Origin of the sequence: Roseateles koreensis, from assembly GCF_028595305.1 — a bacterium.
GTDB lineage: Bacteria > Pseudomonadota > Gammaproteobacteria > Burkholderiales > Burkholderiaceae_C > Paucibacter_A > Paucibacter_A koreensis.
In genome coordinates this window covers 36,687-56,925 of the sequence record NZ_JAQQXS010000008.1, presented here as the reverse complement: position 1 = coordinate 56,925, position 20,239 = coordinate 36,687, and the positions used below count along the sequence as shown (strand labels likewise).

At 62.7% G+C, this 20,239-nt stretch carries 17 protein-coding genes; 3 read left to right on the top strand and 14 right to left on the bottom strand.

Annotated elements, in window-relative coordinates; genetic code table 11:
- Positions 1–111 precede the first annotated feature (111 nt).
- Complete coding sequence (locus PRZ01_RS10305) at positions 112–1,584, bottom strand: NAD-dependent succinate-semialdehyde dehydrogenase (protein ID WP_273596702.1); 1,473 nt, start codon at positions 1,582–1,584, stop codon at positions 112–114.
- Positions 1,585–1,598: 14 nt separating this feature from the next.
- Positions 1,599–2,924 (bottom strand): 4-aminobutyrate--2-oxoglutarate transaminase, encoded by a 1,326-nt coding sequence (gene gabT, locus PRZ01_RS10300; protein ID WP_273596701.1) that lies wholly within the window; start codon positions 2,922–2,924, stop codon positions 1,599–1,601.
- Between the two features lie 142 nt (positions 2,925–3,066).
- Here gabT and PRZ01_RS10295 point away from each other — a divergent pair, with 142 nt between their 5' ends.
- Entirely contained in the window at positions 3,067–4,482 is a 1,416-nt protein-coding gene (locus PRZ01_RS10295; protein WP_273596700.1) for an aminotransferase-like domain-containing protein, read from the top strand.
- A 28-nt stretch (positions 4,483–4,510) separates the two neighbouring features.
- Here PRZ01_RS10295 and PRZ01_RS10290 read toward each other — a convergent pair whose 3' ends face one another.
- The 3 genes from PRZ01_RS10290 to PRZ01_RS10280 all read right to left on the bottom strand — a co-directional run bounded on the left by PRZ01_RS10290 (position 4,511) and on the right by PRZ01_RS10280 (position 6,679).
- Positions 4,511–4,744, bottom strand: coding sequence for a DUF2805 domain-containing protein (locus PRZ01_RS10290; RefSeq protein WP_273596699.1), 234 nt, complete (start codon positions 4,742–4,744; stop codon positions 4,511–4,513).
- Between the two features lie 63 nt (positions 4,745–4,807).
- Positions 4,808–5,350 (bottom strand): adenine phosphoribosyltransferase, encoded by a 543-nt coding sequence (locus tag PRZ01_RS10285; protein ID WP_273596698.1) that lies wholly within the window; start codon positions 5,348–5,350, stop codon positions 4,808–4,810.
- Between the two features lie 66 nt (positions 5,351–5,416).
- Positions 5,417–6,679: an acyl-CoA dehydrogenase family protein gene (locus PRZ01_RS10280; protein ID WP_273596697.1), complete on the bottom strand. Its 1,263-nt coding sequence runs from the start codon at positions 6,677–6,679 to the stop codon at positions 5,417–5,419.
- 206 nt (positions 6,680–6,885) lie between these two features.
- On the opposite strand from PRZ01_RS10280, the gene gshA reads away from it, so the two are divergent.
- A complete protein-coding gene (gene gshA, locus PRZ01_RS10275) occupies positions 6,886–8,418 on the top strand; it encodes a glutamate--cysteine ligase (protein WP_273596696.1) in 1,533 nt (510 codons plus the stop codon).
- Between the two features lie 16 nt (positions 8,419–8,434).
- Here the strand turns inward: gshA and PRZ01_RS10270 are convergent, their stop codons facing one another.
- The 9 genes from PRZ01_RS10270 to PRZ01_RS10230 all read right to left on the bottom strand — a co-directional run bounded on the left by PRZ01_RS10270 (position 8,435) and on the right by PRZ01_RS10230 (position 16,859).
- Entirely contained in the window at positions 8,435–8,947 is a 513-nt protein-coding gene (locus PRZ01_RS10270) for a DUF2939 domain-containing protein (RefSeq protein WP_273596695.1), read from the bottom strand.
- A gap of 110 nt (positions 8,948–9,057) precedes the next feature.
- Complete coding sequence (locus PRZ01_RS10265) at positions 9,058–9,411, bottom strand: hypothetical protein (protein WP_273596694.1); 354 nt, start codon at positions 9,409–9,411, stop codon at positions 9,058–9,060.
- Between the two features lie 97 nt (positions 9,412–9,508).
- On the bottom strand, positions 9,509–10,765 hold the full coding sequence (locus PRZ01_RS10260) for an EAL domain-containing response regulator (protein ID WP_273596693.1): 1,257 nt from the start codon (positions 10,763–10,765) through the stop codon (positions 9,509–9,511).
- Positions 10,762–11,628, bottom strand: a complete 867-nt coding sequence (locus tag PRZ01_RS10255) for a CheR family methyltransferase (RefSeq protein WP_273596692.1) — start codon at positions 11,626–11,628, stop codon at positions 10,762–10,764. Before PRZ01_RS10255 ends, PRZ01_RS10260 begins: the two co-directional genes overlap by 4 nt.
- Before the next feature lies 1 nt (position 11,629).
- Positions 11,630–12,187 carry a chemotaxis protein CheW gene (locus tag PRZ01_RS10250; RefSeq protein WP_273596691.1) on the bottom strand — a complete coding sequence of 186 codons (558 nt, stop codon included), beginning with the start codon at positions 12,185–12,187 and terminating at the stop codon, positions 11,630–11,632.
- A gap of 9 nt (positions 12,188–12,196) precedes the next feature.
- Positions 12,197–13,894 (bottom strand): methyl-accepting chemotaxis protein, encoded by a 1,698-nt coding sequence (locus PRZ01_RS10245; RefSeq protein WP_273596690.1) that lies wholly within the window; start codon positions 13,892–13,894, stop codon positions 12,197–12,199.
- Positions 13,891–16,095: a chemotaxis protein CheA gene (locus PRZ01_RS19240; RefSeq protein WP_273596689.1), complete on the bottom strand. Its 2,205-nt coding sequence runs from the start codon at positions 16,093–16,095 to the stop codon at positions 13,891–13,893. The genes PRZ01_RS10245 and PRZ01_RS19240 overlap by 4 nt, the downstream gene beginning before the upstream one ends.
- On the bottom strand, positions 16,092–16,433 hold the full coding sequence (locus PRZ01_RS10235) for an STAS domain-containing protein (RefSeq protein WP_273596688.1): 342 nt from the start codon (positions 16,431–16,433) through the stop codon (positions 16,092–16,094). Before PRZ01_RS10235 ends, PRZ01_RS19240 begins: the two co-directional genes overlap by 4 nt.
- 54 nt (positions 16,434–16,487) lie before the next feature.
- Positions 16,488–16,859: a response regulator gene (locus PRZ01_RS10230; RefSeq protein ID WP_273596687.1), complete on the bottom strand. Its 372-nt coding sequence runs from the start codon at positions 16,857–16,859 to the stop codon at positions 16,488–16,490.
- A gap of 294 nt (positions 16,860–17,153) precedes the next feature.
- On the opposite strand from PRZ01_RS10230, the gene PRZ01_RS10225 reads away from it, so the two are divergent.
- Positions 17,154–20,213, top strand: coding sequence for an HD domain-containing phosphohydrolase (locus PRZ01_RS10225; RefSeq protein WP_273596686.1), 3,060 nt, complete (start codon positions 17,154–17,156; stop codon positions 20,211–20,213).
- Positions 20,214–20,239: the final 26 nt, after the last annotated feature.

Genomic DNA, 20,239 nt, shown 5'->3' with positions numbered 1-20,239 from the left:
ACGAGCAGATGGGCTTCATGGACCGCCCGCCCTACGAAGGGGTTGAAGTCCCTCCGAATTTCATGCGGGCTGGCGGGTCATGGAACGCGCATTCTGAGCTGCCCACGAGGCTCAAGCCGCCTGAATCCCCCCCAGGCAGAGGTATTTGACTTCCAGGTAATCGTCGATGCCATGGTGCGAGCCTTCGCGGCCAAGGCCGGATTGCTTGACGCCACCGAAGGGGGCTTCAGCCGTGGAGATCAGGCCGGTGTTGACGCCCACCATGCCGTATTCCAGCGCTTCGCCGACGCGGAAGATGCGGCCCATGTCGCGGCTGTAGAAGTAGCTGGCCAGGCCGAACTCGGTGTCGTTGGCCAGGGCGATGGCTTCAGCCTCGGTGTGGAAGCGGAACACCGGCGCCACCGGGCCAAAGGTTTCTTCACGGGCGCAGCGCATGTCGGGAGTGGCATCGGCGATGACGGTGGGCGCGTACAGGCGGCCCTTCAGCAATTCACCGCCGGTCAGCAGGCGGCCACCCTTGGCAAGCGCGTCTTGCACATGCTCGGCAACCTTGGCCACGGCTTGGTCGTCAATCAAGGTGGCCACTTGCACCTCGGGCTCGAAGCCGTTGCCCACCTTGAGCGCCGCCACCTTTTGCGCCAAGCGGGTGACGAAGGTCTCGTACACGCCGTCTTGCACATAAAAACGGTTGACACAGACGCAAGTCTGGCCGGCGTTACGGTACTTGGCGGCCAGGGCGCCTTCCACGGCGGCGTCCACATCGGCGTCGTTAAAGACGATGAAGGGCGCGTTGCCACCCAGCTCCAGCGACAACTTCTTGATGCTGGGCGCACATTGGCGCATCAGGATGCGGCCCACTTCGGTGGAGCCGGTGAATGAGAGATGACGCACCACCGGGCTGTCGCACAGCACCTTGCCGATGGCGATGGAGTTGGCGCCGTCGGCCGTCAGCACATTGAAGATGCCGGCCGGAAAACCGGCGCGCGCCGCCAACTCAGCCAAGGCCAGGGCGGACAGCGGTGTCTGCTCTGCCGGCTTGATCACCACCGGGCAACCGGCGGCCAGGGCCGGAGCCACCTTGCGGGTGATCATGGCGAGCGGAAAGTTCCACGGCGTGATGGCCGCACACACGCCGATGGGCTGCTTGAGCACCATCAGACGCTTGCTGCGGTCATGGGTGGGAATGGTTTCTCCGTAAACGCGGCGGCCTTCTTCGGCAAACCAATCGACAAAGCTGGCGGCGTAGGCCACCTCGCCGCGCGCTTCACCCAGGGGCTTGCCCTGCTCAGCAGTCATCAGACGGGCCAGATCTTCGGTGTGATCCAGGATCAGGCGGTGCCAGCGCAGCAGCACGGCGGCGCGCTCTTTGGCAGTTTTGTCGCGCCAAGCCGGCCATGCCTGGTTGGCAGCGGCAATGGCGGCCTCGGCAGCGGCGCCGTCCAGATTGGGCACTTGGGCCAGGGTCTGGCCGGTGGCCGGGTCGTTTACCGCAAAGTGCGAAGCAGCGTCCACCCAGGCGCCGTCCACATAGGCCTGGTTTTTCAGCAGGGCGGGGTCGCGCAGTTCATTCAAGGGAGTGGTCATGGGGCGGCGTCCTTTCAGGCTTGCGATGCGGCTTGCAGGCTGGCTTGCAGAATGTCCAGGCCTTCATCCACGATAGCGTCAGACGCGGTCAAAGGCACCAAAATACGCACCACATTGCCGTAAGTACCGCAGGACAGCAGCACCAGGCCACGCTGGGCGGCGAGCTGCACCACGCGCTTGGTGAGGTCGGCGTCGGGTTTGGCCAGCTGCGCCTTGCCGCCTTCCACCGCAAACAACTCCAGCGCCACCATGGCGCCCAAGCCGCGCACATCGCCGATGGCGGACACCACGCCAGCCATCGTCTTCAGACGGGCCTTGATGCGCTCCCCCAAGGCTTGGCTGCGAGCCAGCAGCTGTTCCTTCTCGAACACCTCCAGCACGGCCAGCGCAGCGGCGCAGGCCACCGGGCTACCCGCGTAGGTGCCACCCAAGCCGCCAGGGGCGGGGGCGTCCATCACCTCGGCTCGGCCGACCACGGCAGAGATGGGAAAGCCACCGGCCATGGACTTGGCCGTGGTGATCAGGTCAGGCGCCACGGGCCATTGCTCGCTGGCGAACCAGGTGCCTGTGCGGCCGGCGCCGGTTTGCACTTCGTCGGCAATCAGCAAAATGCCGTGGCGGTCAGCCAGCTCACGCAAGCGGCGGATGAATTCATTCGGGGCGACGTAGAAGCCGCCTTCGCCTTGCACCGGCTCAACGATAAAAGCAGCCACGCGCTCGGCTTCGATGTCGTTCTTGAAGATCTGCTCGACCGAAGCCATGGCGTCGTCGATGCTCACACCATGCAATTCGTTAGGGAATTGCGCGTGGAAAATTTCCGCTGGGTAGGGGCCGAAACCGGTCTTGTACGGCTGCACCTTGCCCGTCAGGCCCAATGTCATCATGGTGCGGCCATGGTAGCCGCCGGTGAAGGCGATGATGCCCGAACGCTTGGTGGCGGCGCGGGCGATCTTCACCGCGTTCTCAACCGCCTCGGCACCGCTGGTCAGCAGCAGCGCTTTCTTGGCGAAGTTGCCCGGTGCCAGGCGGTTCAGCTGTTCTGCCAGCTCCACATAGGGCTCATAGGCCACCACTTGGAAGCAGGTGTGGGTGTACTGCGTCAACTGCTGTTGCACGGCAGCCACCACCTCGGCGTGGCAATGCCCGGTGTTGAGCACCGCAATGCCGCCGGCGAAGTCGATGTAACGCTTACCTTCCACGTCCCACAGCTCAGCGTTGTTGGCGTGGTCGATGAAAACCTCCAGTGCCTGCCCCACGCCGCGCGCCACGGCGGCACGGCGCCGGTCCATCAACTGGGCATTGCTGGGGCGGGCGGACGAAGAGCGGGTGGATGCCGACATGGAGGAACTCCTGAAGAATGGGAAGATCTGGCGATTCTGAACATTCAGGCGTCAGCGCAACAGGTACAGTTGGCAACGCACAGTGCCGCGCTGTACAGGGACGCCAACCTGTACAGCGCGGCACGTCTCACCACAGGCCCCCATGTTTCCCGCGCTCAATCACGATGCCCCGACACCGCTGGTCGCCCAGATCGTGGCGGGTTTTCAGCAGCAAATCGACGAGCTAACGCTAAAACCCGGCGGCAAGCTGCCCTCGATCCGCCAGTTCGCTGCGGCGCAAGGCGTTAGCGTCTTCACTGTGGTTGAAGCCTATGACCGGCTGGTCGCGCTCGGCCTGGTGCACTCCCGGCCGAACGCAGGTTTCTTCGTGCGGGCGCGGGCCACGGCGCCGGCCTCGGCGGACCCGGCGGATCGCGTGGCGGAACTGCAATTCGACGCCAAATGGTATTTACGGCAGATTTTCGAAAGCCGCAATCTGGACATCCGCGCCGGTTGCGGCTGGCTGCCCCAAGACTGGTTGTTTGAAGAAGGCGTACGGCGCGCCTTTCGGCAGATGGCGCAAGAAGGCGCTGAGTTGGGCGGTTATGGCTCGCCGTATGGCCATGCCGAACTGCGCGCCTTGTTGGTTGAGCTGCTGGCCGAGCGGCAGATCAAACTGAGCGCCGATCAGCTGCTACTCACCCAAGGCTCCAGCCAGGCGCTGGACCTGCTGGCGCGCTACTGGGTGCAGCCCGGCGACGTGGTGCTGGTGGATTCGCCCGGCTACCCCAACATCCTCTACATCCTGCGCTTTCTGGGTGCCACCGTGCTGCCAGTGCCGCGTACCCCTGAAGGCTACGATTTGAAGGCGCTGGAGGCACTGCTGGCGGTGCACCAGCCCAAGGTGTTCTTCACCCAACCCCGGCTGCAAAGCCCAACCAATTCCAGCGCGCCGCTGCATCAGTTGCTGCACTTGCTGCAATTGGCGTACCGCCATCAATTCGCCATTGTCGAAAACGACATCTACGCCGATCTCGACCCCGAATGGCACCCCAGCCTGGCCAGCCTGGACCAACTGCAGCGGGTGGCGTATCTGGGCAGCTTCTCCAAAACCATTTCTCCCAATCTGCGTGTGGGCTATGTCGCCGCAGCGCCAGCGCTGCTGGAAGAACTGGCCCTGCGCAAGATGGTCTCGGGCCTGACCTCGTCAGACCTTAACGAACGGCTGGTCTTGCGCGCCCTGACCGAAGGCCGCTGGCGCAAGCACCTCACCCGCCTGCGCAGCCGCTTGGCCGAGGCGCAGCGGACAGTCGCCGATCAACTGCACAGCCTGGGTTTCGAGCTGCACAGCCAAATCGAGGCCGGCATGTACCTCTGGGCCCGCCACCCCGACTTGCCCGACGCCGCCTTGCTGTCGCAGCGCGCGGCACTCCAGGGCATCATGCTCGGCCCCGGGCATTTGTTCTCCCCGGAACCGCGCCAGACCGGCTGGCTGCGCTTCAACGTCGCCTTCAGCGATGAAGCCCGGCTGCGCGAGTTTTTACTGGAAGAAATTGCAGCGGCCAATAGGGCGGGTTGAGCATGGCTTGGCACCGTCCGTGCAAGGCTCAACGACCGTGCGGCCAGACCGGCTTTTTCGTCGGCGCCTTCACGCCCTTGCCTTGGGCAGCCCACATCTTGTAGGCGGTGGAGGTCAGTTCGCGCTTCATCAGCTGCACCAGTTCGCCTTGGCCGAGCTGGTGCGCCATCAGCACCTTGTTGTAGGGCGGCTGATCTTCCCAGGCGGTCTTGATGACGGCCTGGATCTGTTCACGGGTGAGTCGGGGAATGGGTTTGGCCATGGCGCTATTGTCGGGCAAAGCGTGGTGCAGGTGAAGGCGCCCGGCCCAGGCTAGGCGGCGGGCTCAATGCCCGTCAAATTCCACCAGGGTGAACAGCGGCAAGCCGGAGGCACGAACCTTGGCGGAGCCGCCCAGCTCAGGCAAGTCCACAATGACGGCGCCTTCGATCACCTCAGCGCCCAGGCGCTCCAGGAGCTTGGCGCCGGCCATCAAGGTGCCGCCGGTGGCGATCAGGTCGTCGATCAACACCACCCGGTCGCCGGGCTTGACGGCGTCGGTGTGCATCTCCACCGTGGCACTGCCGTACTCCAGCTCATAGCTCTCTTCCACCGTGGTGAAGGGCAGCTTGCCCTTCTTGCGGATGGGAATAAAGCCCACGCCCAATTCGTAAGCAAGCACCGAGCCGATGATGAAGCCCCGCGCGTCGAGCCCGGCAATCGCGGTGGGATGGGCGTCGAAATAGCGATGAACAAATTGGTCAATCAGCACCCGAAACACCCGCGGATTCGACAACAGCGGCGTGATGTCACGAAACTGGACGCCCGGGCTGGGCCAGTCCGGCACGGTGCGGATATGACGTCGAATGTAGTCGGTAGGTGTCGGCATGGTGACCGGATTATCTGTCGCCAAAGGCCCATCCGGGGCGACTGATTTCACTCCGGGCGATGTATCTCAGCTGCCGCGTGTGATGGGCATGCGCACTTCCCCGCCAGGCAACCTCATGTGCTTGGCCAACTCCAGCTTGGCCAGGGAGTTACGGTGAACCTCATCGGGGCCGTCGGCCAGGCGCAGCGTGCGCTGATGGGCCCACATGATCGCCAAAGGCGTGTCGCCGCTGACGCCCATGCCGCCAAAGACCTGCACGGCCCAGTCAATCACCTGCAGCGCCATGTTCGGCGCCACAATCTTGATCATGGCAATTTCGGCCTTGGCCACCTTGTTGCCCACGGTGTCCATCATGTAGGCGGCTTTGAGCGTCAGTAGACGCGCCTGCTCGATCATGCAGCGCGCCTCGGCAATGCGCTCCTGAGTGACGGTCTGCTGCGCCAGAGTTTTGCCAAACGCAGTGCGGGCGATAGCACGCTCGCACATCAACTCCAGCGCCCGCTCGGCCGCGCCGATGGAGCGCATGCAATGATGGATGCGCCCGGGGCCAAGCCGACCTTGGGCGATCTCGAAACCACGGCCTTCGCCCAGCAAGATATTGCCGACAGGCACCCGCACATTCTTCAACTCGACCTCCATATGACCGTGTGGCGCATCGTCGTAGCCATAGACGGTCAGGGGGCGAATCACCCGCACGCCGGGCGTGTTGGCGGGCACCAGCACCATCGATTGCTGCTCATGCCGGCCCGCCTCGGGGTTGGTCTTGCCCATCACCACATAGATGGCGCAGCGCGGGTCACCGGCACCTGATGACCACCATTTGGTGCCGTTGATGACGTATTCATCGCCCACCCGCTCGATGCGGCATTCGATATTGGTGGCATCGCTGGAAGCCACGGCGGGTTCGGTCATCAAAAAGGCCGAGCGAAAGTCGCCCCGCAACAGCGGCTCCAGCCACTCGGTCTTTTGCGCCTCGCTGCCGTAGCGCTCGATGGTTTCCATATTGCCGGTGTCAGGTGCCGAACAGTTGAACACCTCGGCCGCCCATGTCACACGGCCCATGATCTCGCAGAGCGGCGCATATTCAAGATTGGACAAGCCTTCAGGCGCCCGGCTGGACTTGGGCAAAAACAGATTCCACAAGCCGGCTTTGCGCGCCAGGGGCTTGAGCTCCTCGATCACAGTGGTGGGCACCCAGGCGTTACCGTTGCGGCGATTGGCTTCCACCTCTTCGTGGAAACGGGCCTCGTTGGGGTAGATGTGCGCATCGAAAAATGCCAGCAGACGGGCTTGCATCTCCTGGACTTTGGGGCTGTAGTCGAAGTTCATGGCGGGCTTCCTGACGATCGGGCTGGGCTGGGATGGACGCAGTTTGGCGCAAGGCGCCCCACTTGCCTGTCACCCAGGCGGCACCCAAGCCGCTCACAAGCGGCAATCTTGCTAGCAGAAAACACAGTGTCCTGTGTCACGGCAGAAAATGTCGGGCTCTGTTACCGTGCGGCCTGCGAGTAGATTTGGGACTGGAGGCTCTAGCCATGAGCGATGAATTCAAGCGCCTGGGCGCCATCACCACAGCGGATTTGTTGGGGCTGCGCCGCGGCATCGAAAAAGAAAGCCTGCGGGCGCAAGCGAACGGCATGTTGGCACTTACTCCGCATCCGGTCGCCCTGGGTTCGGCGCTGACGCACCCGCACATCACCACCGATTTCAGCGAATCCCAGCTGGAGTTGATCACCGGCGTGCATACCGGGGTGCAAGCCTGCCTGCAAGAGCTCACCGAAGTGCATCAGGCGGTCTACCAAACCCTGGGCACGGGCCCGGCGGCCGAGCGTCTCTGGGTCGGCTCCATGCCCTGCGGGCTGCCCACCGACGAGACCATCCCTTTGGGCCGTTATGGCAAGTCCAATGTGGGACGCTCCAAGAGCGTCTACCGCATGGGCCTGGGCCAGCGCTATGGCCGGCGCATGCAGACCATTTCGGGCATCCACTACAACTGGTCGCTGCCGGGAGTGAGCAGCGAGCAGTATTTCAGCCTGATCCGCAACTTTCGCCGCCATTCGTTCTTGCTGCTGTATCTCTTCGGCGCTTCGCCAGCGCTGTGCTCCAGCTTTGTGGCGGGGCGTCAGCACGAACTGCAACCCATTGGCGAAGGCTCTCTGCACATGCCCTACGGCACGTCGCTGCGCATGGGGCGACTGGGCTACCAGAGCGATGCGCAAAGCTCGCTGGCCGTCAGTTACAACAGTTTGGAGAGTTATGCCGCCTCGCTGCAGGACGCGCTGACCCGGCCCTATCCGGCCTACGAAGCCATTGGCGTGCAAAACCCCGGTGGCGACTACAACCAGCTCAGCACCAGCCTGCTCCAGATCGAGAACGAGTTCTACGGCACCATCCGCCCCAAACGCGTCATCCAATCTGGCGAGCGCCCGCTGCACGCCCTGCGTGAACGCGGCGTGGAGTATGTGGAAGTGCGCTGTATGGACCTCGACCCCTTTGTGCCGGTCGGGATCGCGGCGCAGACGGTGTGCTTTCTCGATGTGTTTCTGCTGCACTGCCTGACCCATGCCAGCCCGCCGGACACCCCCGAAGAAATCAAGGCCCTGGCGCGCAACCAACACCTCGTGGCCTCGCACGGGCGCGACCCCAGCTTGCGTCTTCAGTACGGCAACGGCACCCGCTCACTGACCGAGTGGGGGCAAGAATTGCTGGACCAATGCCAGGCCATGGCCGCCGCACTCGACACCGCCCACGCGTCGAGCGACTACACCGAAGCCCTGAACGCCGCACGGCGCACGCTGGCCCAACCCGACAGCACACCGTCAGCCCGTTTGCTGGCGACCATGAAGCAGTCGCACGGCAACTCCTACGTGGCCTTCTTGCGTGAGCGCTCTGAAATGACGCGGCAAACCTTGCTGCGCTTGCCCTACGGCGCCGACATGGCGGCTCGCTTCGACGCGCTGGCTCTTCGATCCCTGGAAGAACAAGCCCGCATCGAAGCGGCAGACACGCTGTCTTTTGAAGCCTATCGCCAACAATACCTTGCGCCGGAGCGCATGACGGTGGTGTAAGCCCGAGTTAGTGATCTCAGGGCAGGCGCAGTTCGGCCAACTTCCAGCCGAACAGGCCGCGCCGGTGCAACACCAGCTGAATCGTGTCTTCGGCAGCGGCGCCCGCATTGCCTTCGTCGGCCGGGTGCCGGATGTTCATCACAAAGCGGTTTAGGCTCTCGTAGGCGGCCTCAGTCTCGGCGTGCTGATGCACATCAAGCGCATGGCCTTGCAGCATGCGGCTCAAACCCTCGGGGCTCACCCGCTCATCCACCATCGGGCCCAGCAAAGCGGCAGCCACCTCGGCACCCAAGCTGGCTGCCCGCGTGGGCTGCCCCGACTCCGTCAGCGCGCGATGCGCCCATCGGTCTTGCACGCTCAATTTGAGCTGGCTTCGCATCGCAGGCCAATCGACTTGATCACTCAGGCGCGCAAGATCGTTCGCATCAGCCGCTTCGCGCAGTTGCCGCACCGCCCACCAGGGGCTGCAGGCCGCCAGCAGCAACAGGCCGGCAGCGGCGAAAAGGCTTAGCTTTTGAGTACCCAGCATGGGAGGAATGCGGCGCCACGCGCCCAAATCAGTCGATGGAAGACGCCAAGGCAAGCACGGCGTCGGCCATCATAAGGGGCTGGACTTAAGTAGCCCTGGCGAGGTTGGGCTCAGCTTGGGTCCTTTTTGTCCAAGGCCTGATGGGCCAAGTCGCGGGTTTTGTCAGCGGCTTGTTTGGCCAGCTCAGCGGTCTTGTCGGCAGCGTGGCCGGCGGCTTCAACCGTCTTGTCTGCGGCATCAGCGGCCAAGGTACCGGCTTTTTTCGCCAACTCACCGGCACCTTCAAGCGCGTCGTGCGTCGCCACCTTGGTGCTGGCCCAGGCGCTGCTGGCAGCCGTGGCCGCCTTGTCGCCCAAGGCTTCTGCGCTGCCAGCCACCGCCTTGCTGGCCTCCGACACCGCTTCACCCGCTTCATGCGCCACGTCCTGGGCGACTTGCTTGACTTTGTTCCAGAGGTCCGACATTTCAGCTTCCTTCAGTTTGACCAGGGATGACCCCGCTTCATTCTGCGCTGACACCTCGCCAATTCGGTGACACAAATGTCCGGACTTCGCCTTTGAACTAGGGGGCCAGCACCCAGGCCAACAACTCACTGGCCGGCATGGGGCGGCTGATGAAATAGCCCTGCGCCAGCTCGCACCCCAGGGCGGCCAGTTGGTCCCAATCGCTCTGGACTTCCACCCCTTCAGCGACGCACACCATCTTCAGGCGCTGGCACATGGCAATCGCGCCGGTCAGGATGGCCAGCCTTTTCGGGCTGCTGCTGGCATCGTGAACAAACTCGCGGTCAATCTTCAACTCCGAGAAAGGGCAGCGCGACAGCTGCTTCATGGACGAGTAGCCGGTGCCGTAGTCATCCATGGCCACACCAAAGCCCTTCATGCGCAAGCGGGCCAGGGTGCCCAAAGTCGACCCCAGATGAGACATCAAGGTGGTCTCGGTCAACTCCACCACCAAGGCGCTATTGGGCAAGTGGTGGTGGCGCATCACGGCCTCCAGACGCTCAACCAAGGCGGGTGTCTCCAGCAGAGGCACCGGCAGATTGACCGAACAATGCACGTGTTCAAAATCCAGGACGTCCTGGCCTGACAAGCCCCCGTGCAAACCGGCCATCACTGCGGCGACTTGTTCAACAAAATTGAAAAAGAAGCGCTCCGCCAGTTCGCCCGACTCCAGGTATTGAACAAACAAGAGCGGCGGCACCACACCGTGCACCGGATGAATCCAGCGCACCAAGGCCTCAAAGCCTTTGAGCTTGTGGTCCACCAGCGACACCTTGGGCTGAAAGTAGGGCTGCAACTGCCCGGCGTCCAGAGCCAACGCAATATCGGGCTCGCAAACCTCCAGGCTCAGGCCTTCCACGCCGGCCATGTGCTTGTCCGGATCGCACTGCGCCAACATCTGCCGCAGATCCTCGGCCATCAGTGGTTTGGGTAAAACCGCCAACAGCTCCAGCAACGAGGCCTCGGCAATGCCTTGCACGGTGTCCAGCACATCACGGTGCACGCCGCTCATGACCGCAACAAACAAGGCCTGCTTGACTGGTGATTTAGCCAAACAGGTGAGCAACTCGATGCCGTCCATGTCCGGCATATTGAGATCAGTCAAGAGCAGATCAAAGCGATGCTCGGCGTCTTTCAGGGCTTCCAGCGCGTCACGGCCGTTTTCCACCTCATGAATCAGGCTGAATCCGAGGCTCTCCAACAGCTGCACTGCCGCATATCGGCTGCTGCTTGAGTCGTCCACCACCAAAACGCGACGCCCACGCCATTTCTCCAGGGCCTCCGAGGGGCTGGTTGCGGTGCCACCGCGATTCATGTCAGCCGCCCAGCTTCGTTCAACTGCTGAACCTTGCGCAGGCGCTTGGGCGCTTCCAATTGCAGGTGAGTGCCCGGTGCATGCAGATTTTCAGATTGACCGATCAACAGATATCCCTCTGGCCGCAGATGTTGGCAGACCTGGTTCAGCGCCAGGGCTCTGGATTCAGCGTTGAAGTAGATCATGACATTGCGCAGAAAAATAACGTCGAAATCAAACGTCATCAATCCATTGCAATTTAGCAGATTGACTTGTTGCCAGCGCAGATGTTTGGCCAGCTCCGGCCGCACCCGGACCTTGCCCTGATAGTCGTCCCGTCCATACTGAAAATAGCGCCGCCACAAATGCTTTGGCGTTCGCTGTACTCGCGCCAGGTCGTAGACGCCAAGACGTGCGTGTGCCAGCACTTGGGTGTTGATGTCCGTACCCCAAACTTCCCAGTCCCCGCCCACGCCCAGACAGTCCGCCACAAGCATGGCCAGGGTGTAGGCCTCCTCACCAGTGGCGCAGGCAGCCGACCACAAACGCAAGGGGCGCCGGCCATGAGCGGCCACGGCGCTGACATGGGCTTGCAACCAAGCGAAGGGTTGCGGCTCCCGAAAAAAATAAGTTTCGTGAGTGGACAGCGCGTTGACGGCCTGCTGGCGTTCATCCTCGTCATTTGCGTCATGCAGCAATTGCCAATAGCTGGCGAAGTCCGTCAAACCCAGCTGGCGCAACCGCTTGGCCAGACGAGACTGCACCAGGGCCTTCTTGGAATCGGCCAGAGCGATGCCGGCCTCGTCATACAAAAAGCGCCGGAAACCGTCGAACTCTTCCGCGGACAGGGTCGGCGCCCCATGACGTCCGGGCCAGCGCGGCATGTCACCGCTCATACCGCGGCGACTGAGGTGCGGGGGGTGAATCCAGCAAGGCTTCCGCCAGAGCGGCTAACTCGGCGAGGGACAAAGCGCGCTCGGCGTCCAAAATCACCGCAGGGCGTTGCCCCAGCGTGGCGATGCCCTGGATGAACTCGGCGCGAATCCGCGCCCCAAAACTCGGTGCGGGATCCAGCTCATCCAAGGGGATGTCCAACACCTCGCCCACCGAATCCAGCAAGACCCCCAACTCGCAAGCGCCTGTCGCATCAAGCATCCGCAACACGGCCACACAGGTCGACGCCTGCAAGGCGGTGGCCTCCTGGCCAAAGCGCAGCGCCAGATCAATCACCGGCACGATCCGCCCGCGCAAGTTGATGATGCCGCGCACAAAGGGCGGCATCATGGGGACTGCGGTGAGGGTGTCCAGTTCCACAATCTCGCGCACATGCCGAATCTCAATCCCGAAAAGCTCACCGCCCAGGTTGAACGTGACGCACTGCAGCTTCGGACGCTCTGGTGCAGCCGGTTCGTCTGCAAAGTGGGGGGCAACAAAGGCTTGCATGTGCGCCCCTCACTCTGGGTAGTTGCTGAACTTGGCGTCGAAATCATTGTCTGCAGCCGGCCGCCCCGCCGGCGCTGAAGCGACCCCCGCGCCCACGCTGCGCCGCCCCATGCCAGCCGCGGGATAGCGCCCATGGCGCCCCAGCTCGCCCATCGGTTGAGAGGGGTGAGATGGGTGTGAGAACTGCGCATGCCCGGGCAGCAGAAATTGCCCCATCAGTGTCTGCAACTGCTGCGCCATGGTGCTGAGCTCTTCTGCGGTGGTGCTGAGTTCCTCCGCCGAGGCCGCTGAGGCCTGCATGCCGTCGCTCACTTGCGCCACCGCCGACTTCATGTCGCCGATGCCCATGCGCTGCTCGCGTGACGCGGCGGCAATCTCCTGCACCAGGTCAGCGGTCTTTTGAATCCCTGGTTGCATGTCGGTCAGCAATCTCCCCGCATGTTCGGCCACCCCCACCGAGCGGGCAGCGAGCTCGCCGATCTCCCGCGCCGCGGCCTGCGTGCGCTCGGCCAGCTTGCGCACCTCAGTGGCCACCGTCGCAAAACCCCTGCCATGTTCGCCCGCACGCGCTGCCTCGATGGCCGCATTGATGGCCAGCAAATCGGTCTTGTTGGCAATCTCATGGATGGCGCCTACCCGCCCGGAAATGGCCTTCATGGCCGACACCATTTCAAGCACCGCTTCGGCACCCGCTGCAGCGCTGATGGCCGCCTTCCCGGCAATACCCTCGGTACGTTTGGCGTTGTCCGCGTTTTGACTCACGGTGATTGCCATTTGCTCCACCGACACGCTGCTCTGCTCCACACTGGTGGACAACTCTGCCGAAGATTGCGCCACCGCATTGGCCGTCGACGCCACTTGCTCGGAGGCCGAGCTCAAGGCCTCCGCCATCATCACCACTTCGCTCAGCACCTGGGCCAATCGCTGGTTCATGCGCTGGAGTGCGAACAAGAGGCTGCTGCGGTCCGTCTCCTTCAGCGCAATCTGGGTGCTCAAGTCGCCCTGGGCCACACGACCCATGATTTGCACGGCGTCACTCGGGTCGCCGCCCAGTTGCCGCAAGATGCTGCGCATCACGAAGTAGGCCAGGGCCGCGCCGACCAACACCGTCAGCAGGGTGATCGTGAACAACTCCTGCTGGGTCGTGCGAAAGATGTCCCCGCTGCTTTGCAAGGACTCATCACTCAGCTTTTTGTTGATGGCCACAATTTCAGTGAGCACATCGTCCACCTGATCAAACGCGTGCCGCCCACGCTCGCTCATCAACTGCACCGCTGCGGCACGGTCGCCGTGATCCACCAAAACCCGAATCTGCTGGCTGATGTCCTGATAGTCGCGCCACCGTTGGTCGAACGCCTTCAGCGCGGCCACCTCGGGGGGCGTCAGATTCGTCTCCCGATACGCCTGCACCTGCTGCTCGACCAAGCCACTGCGCAACTTCATGTGCCTGGACAATTCCGCCAGAACCTTGACGTCAGTTTCCAGCACATCACGGTTCAACGCGCGATCGTGCAGCACCGCTTGTTTGGCTGCGTCCCCCACATCGCGGATGGGCAATAGCTGATCGGCATACATGTCTTTCACCAGCAAATTGATCCGCGCGGTGGCGGTGTAGCCAGTCCAGCCCAAAATCAGACAAAAACTCAACAAGACCAGAAACACCAGCGCCAGCTTGCTGCGCACCAGGAGCCGATGGAACCACATCATGAATATTCTCCTCGAAAGGGTGAGGAGGCCGGGGCCAATGTACCGAATGGCACACCGCCCGCCCGAGCCTCCCGCTGCTCGACCCACTGAATGAGTTGCCCCACGTCCAGCACCAGCGCCGCCTGGCCATTGGCCAGAATGGTCGTGCCGCTGATGCCGCGCAGGGCACGAAACAAGGGCCCCAAAGGTTTGATGACGGCCTGCATCTGGCCGACCAGCCGGTCCACCACCAAGACCACGCGCCGCGCACCAAAACGCACAATCACCGCATAGGCCGATGGCCCCGTATCCGCCTGTCCGAACAGCTCCCGCAAGTGCACGCAGGGGAGCCATTCATCGCGCACCAGCAGGTGCCCGCGGGCACCTGCTGCGGCCTGCACGGAATAGCTATCACACGCCAACACCGCGCTCAAAGGCAACACATAGCTGGCCCCGCTGACCTCGACCTGAAACCCTTCGATCAAGCTGAGTGTGAGCGGCAGACGCAGGCGAAAACAGCTCCCCTGCTTCGGCCGGGAGCTCACATCGATCTCGCCGCGCAGGGCTTCGATATTGCGTTTGACCACGTCCAACCCCACCCCACGTCCCGACAGCGCGCTGAGCTGCGTGGCGGTTGAAAAACCGGGGCGAAAGATCCACTGCATCAGCGCCGCGTCGCTGGCGGCCCCTTCCGGCAGTTCAGCAACGTCGCCCGCCACCAATCCGAGGGACCGTGCCCGGGCCAGCACCTTGTCGTGCGCGATGCCGCGCCCGTCATCCAGCACCTCCACCCAAACCGATTGCGCCTCCTGCCAGGCCGCGATGCGCAACACGCCCTGTGCCGGCTTGCCACTGCCCAGGCGCTCGGCCGGCAACTCCAGGCCATGGTCCAACGCATTGCGCACCAGGTGCGTCAAAGCTTCGGTGAGCGGCTCCACCAGGGTCTTGTCGATCTCGGTCTGCGCGCCCGCCAGTTCCAAGCGAATATTCTTGCCCAACTGCAAAGCCACCTCCCGGACCAGACGCGGGAATCGGCCAAACACTTCATCCAAAGGCACCATGCGCAAGGTCAGCGCGTCTTCACGCAAAGACTCGACCAGCCCTTGCAAGGTTCCCACCGATTGAAGAAGTAAGGGGTCGCCTTCGCGCCGAGCCAGCAAATCCGTGCCCGCCAAAGCCAGCACCAACTCACCCACACGGTCGATCAAACGGTCCAGCTTCCCGGCCTCGACGCGCACATACGCCGCTTCGGCCTTCAGCGGCAAGGCGGGTTGCGTCAGCTGCGCCTCTGTCCTGATGTCCTCGTTTAGCATGACGGTGTCGGCCTGAACTTCATTGGCCATCACCCGGGCCGCCTCCTGCGCCGTCAGCGCGCCGCAGTCCTGCCAGCGCTGAACCTGCGCGGCAACGCTCTCACCGGCTTGTGTCGGTGCGCGAGCCTGCAGGCGCTCTGCCCACAACCGGTAGTCGCGCAACGGCGCCCGGGGCGGCAGCAAGGCCACGCAGGCATCGTGCTGAATCAACTCGAAAACCTCGCCAAGACTCGTCGCGTCAGCCTGAGAAGCCAGGCTCAAATTCAACCCAAAAAAACATTCCGTGGCATCCAAAACAGGCAAGGCTGGCCAGTCACGCCAAACCACTTGTACCTGACGCAACTCACCCAACTCGCTCAAATCATTCAACAGCAGCAACGGATCAAAGCCTTTGCGAAACAGCGCGGGGTCAAAGCGCAGCCCCACTTGCCAATACGGATTGGCGCTACAGATCAGACGCCCCCCGCTCTCAGCTTCAAGCACGCCCACAACCGCCGCTGCTGCGCCCGACCCCTCCGCACACAACGCGTGCAATGCCTCGCTCAACACCCGGGCTTGCACCTGCTCCACAACGTCGGGCGTTTGAGCCCATTCACCTGAATCAATCAAGCTGCGCAAATGATCTTTGCAACGCAGCAGCAAGCTCACCAAGGCCTGGTCCAGAACAATCTGCCCTTGGCGCAAACGCTCCAAAACGCTCTCCATCTCGTGCGCAAACTGCTGCAAGGTCTGCAAGCCGAACAGTCCCGCCGAGCCTTTGATGGTGTGCGCAGTGCGGAACAGCCGCTGGCAGATTTCAGCATCGCCGGCGCCTGGTTTGGCCAGCAAAATAGCCTCCAGCCGCTCACATTGTTCGCGCGCCTCGGCGAAAAATATCGCTCGGGCTTTCGACGCGTCGGCGTTGCTCACGGCGCCTCCTCATCGGAGCCCACCAAAGCCTGTGCCGGCAGGCCCAGCCACCGCAGGCTTTGACGCAAAGGCGGATCGTCCGCCAGCAAGGTAAGCGTCCCGCGCCGGCGTTGAAACTCTTGCCAAAGTATCAAAAGAAATTGCACGCCACAGGCATCCCAACCGGGTATGGCCCGCAAGTCCAGCAGCACATGGGCATGATTGAGCAGCCCCAACAAATCATCCTGCAGTTCAGCGATACCTGCAATGCATAACTCATCATCCAGCCGGGCCGTGAGCGGCAGCGTCTCCATGAGTGGGCGCACCGTCTGATCAGGGGGGGCAATATGGAGTGTCATGCGTTCGCTTTAAGTTTTCGCTCACTTTTGCTAGCGCCCTGACACCACCCAGGGCTAACGCCGAATCAACCGGGCAATAGTCACCAGCAACTTAACGGGGTCAACCGGCTTGGTCTGCCACACCGTGACCCCAGCGGCTCGGGCGCGCGCTTGAATTTCAGGCCGCTCTTCGGTGCTGACCATGATGACCGGCAAGTACTGGCTCGCCGTTTGCGCCCGCATTTGCTGAACCATGGTGATGCCGTCCATGTGCGGCATGTTCAGGTCACTCACCACGAGACTCACCTTTTCCTGCGCCAGCTTGGCCAGGCCATCAAGTCCGTCTTCTGCCACGATCACGCCGTACCCGGCCTCGGTGAGGACTTCAGCCATGTTGAGGCGGATGCTGTCCGAGTCGTCCACGACGAGGATGGTTTTATTCGACATTCAACGAAAACTCCAACGATTTTCCCGACTCGCCCGGCTCAGCCCTCGCTACGTCTCAAAGCGACTCGAACCAACGAATCAAACTCTGGCCCAAGTCATCAAACCGGGAATGTCAGCGTCCTCCACATGTTAATCCGCCGTACCCAAGACGCGCGTACTCCCTAGGAAAATTCTGAAACATTCAAAGGAGAGACACGCTTAACTAGCACAATACTTACACGGATATCCGCGAAACGGATGCAATAGCCTAGGCCAAGCCGGGCGACGGAAAGGCAAACAAAGATGCGGCGATTCATGACCCACGCCAGGTCGATCTACATCACCTTGTCGACCCTGATGATCGGGATGATCGTCCTACTGTATGGTGCACTGGCGGCCTTCGAGTTGCATGCAAGCAAGCAACAAATGCTGCGCAACGCGAATGAAACCTTCGCGCGGGTAGCCCGTGAAGCGGTTGCCGCGGTCGAAGCCGAGTTCCAGCCGGCACGCGTGACGGTCCGCCTGCTGGCCCGAACCTCCTTGCTCAGCGGCACCACGCAAGCCGAGCGCCTGAGCCGCGCACCCCTGATGGCAGAGGCCCTGCGCGCCAATCCCGCGGTGTGCGCAGTCTATGCCGGGGCCCACAACGGCTCTTTCATCTTGATGCGGCGGCTGAACACGCCCGCGCAAAAGCTGCCGCTGCACGCACCCACCGAAGCTGCATTTCTGATCCAAACGGTCAATCGGGACGGACTGCGCCCGGTGGGCGAATTCCGCTTCTATGACGCAGCCCTGCAGTTGCTCGAAGCACGCAACATGCCCGACTACACCTTCGACCCGCGTGGGCGGATCTGGGCCACCGAAGCGCTCGCCGCAGCAGGGCAACAAGCCGCTGAAGCCGTGATTCGGACTGATCCCTATCGCTTCTACACCAACCATGACGTTGGCGTGACCTTTGCCAGCGCCACGCCTGCGAAGCCGGGAGAGGCAGGATTTGGCGGGGTGGTCGGCATGGACCTGAGCCTGCAATCGCTGACGAAACTGTTGGACGAGCAACACATCACCCCCTCGTCCCAACTGATGCTCACCACCTTGAAGGGCACGGTGCTTGCACACCATGTACCAGGCGCACCCATCGACAAGGCGGCGGCCGATGCACAAGCGGGTACCCCGCATGTCGGCACCGATCCCGCTGGCACACTCCAGCTCACAACAGTGGGCGATTTGCCCGCGCCGCCCCTGCGCGCCCAGTGGCAACGCAGGCAAGACAACGCTTCATCAAACGCCGATCTCTTGAGCACTGTCGAAGGCAGGGAGTGGGTGATGCAATCAGCCTTGTTGCCCAACTCGGTGGGCGAAAAGCTCAGCCTGACCTTGGCTGCGCCCCGCGACGAGTTGCAAGCGGATGCCCTTCGGGAACAGCGCATCGCGCTGTTGATCACGGCCGGTATCGCCTTGCTGATGCTGCCCCTGGTCCACGCATCGGCCCAACTGGTGTCGAGGCCGCTGAAGCGCTTGGCGCAGGTGGCTGAAGCCATCCGGCGCTTTGATTTTTCGACCCCGGCCCCCAAAAACCAGCTGATCCTGGAGGTGAATCAACTGGCGGAGGCCATGGAGGGCATGAAGCAGACCTTGCAACGCTTTCTGGAGATTTCCAGTGCGCTGTCAGCCGAGCGGGACTTCGACACCCTGCTGGACCGCTTGCTGGCTGAGACCATCTCGGTGGCAGAGGCCAACGGCGGTACGCTGCACCTGCTCAGCGCTGATGAACAAAGCCTGGAACCCGCTGCGGCCCGCCTGCACAACGCCGTAGCACCCAGCACCGACACCACCGCGGGCAGCGCAAACAAGCCCGCGTTGCAAGACTGGCTGATGCAGAGAGACCTCAGCGCATCGCCGCCCTGGCGCGCCTGGCGCGAGGGACGCCTCGTGAGCGAAGAGTTCAGCGCCGACCGGCCCGACCATGCAAGCCAGTACGGTTTTCTCTTCAAGCAGCTTCAATGCCAAAGCCTGCGCATCGTCGCCCTGCCACTGAAAAACCGCCAGGACGAGATGGTGGGCACCTTGTCCCTGTGCTTCGTCACCTCGCCAGCCAATGACAAGCTGAATGCCGCGCCCGCGCTGTCAGCGGCGCACACGGCCTTCATCGAGGCTTTGTCCGGTACGGCGGCGGTGGCCATCGACAACCAACTGCTGATGCGCGCGCGCAAGGACTTACTGGAAAGCTTCATTCAAATGGTGGCCGGCGCCATCGATGCCAAAAGCCCCTACACCGGCGCCCACTGCCAACGCGTGCCGGCCTTGACCAAGCTGTTGGCGCAGGCGGCATGCGAGGCCAGCAGCGGCCCCTACGCGAACTTTCGGCTCGATGCGGAGGAGTGGGAGGCCCTGCACATCGCCGCCTGGCTGCACGATTGCGGCAAGGTCACCACGCCTGAATATGTGGTGGACAAAGCCACCAAACTCGAAACGGTACACAACCGCATCCATGAAGTGCGCCTGCGCTTTGAGCTGATCAAGCGTGAGCTGGAATTGGCCCATTGCGCACAGCTGCTGCGGGCGCACGGTGTGGACGCTGAACAGGCCCTGCAAGACCTGGCCCCCGAACTTGCACGCGTCGACGATGATTTCGCCTTTGTCGCCCAGTGCAATGTGGGCGGTGAATTCATGGCGCCTGACAAAGTGGAGCGCCTGAACCAGATCGCGCAACGCCGCTGGACGCGCACGCTGGATGACCGCCTGGGCCTGTCCATCGAAGAGCATCAGCGCGTGGCCGGGCAAACGCCGCAGGCCCTGCCGGTGCAGGAGCCCCTCCTGGCCGACCGCCCCGAGCACATCGTGCCCCGCGCCGCCAACGACCTGCTGGATGACAACAATGCCTGGGGCTTCAACATGCACCAGCCCGAGCACCTCTACAACCGCGGTGAATTGCACAACCTCAGCATCCGCCGAGGCACCCTGACCGAAGAAGAGCGCTACAAAATCAATGACCACATCGTGCAAACGATCAAGATGTTAAGCGCCTTGCCGCTGCCGCGCCATCTGCGCAGCGTGCCCGAGCTGGCCGGCGGTCATCACGAAAAGATGGACGGTACCGGCTACCCGCGCGGCCTCAAGGGCGAGGCGATGAGCCCGGTGGCGCGGATGATGGCGATTGCCGACATCTTCGAAGCCCTGACTGCGAACGACCGCCCTTACAAAAAGGGCAAGCGCCTATCGGAGGCCTTGCAAATCATGGCCTACATGCGAAAAGACCAGCACATCGACGCCGAGCTGTTCGCCCTGTTCCTGCGCTCAGGCGTCTACCTGCGCTACGCCCAGGAGCACCTCCAGCCGGAGCAGCTCGATGACATCGACATCACGCATTATTTGTGAACATGCAACCGATCGACGGGTGCTGT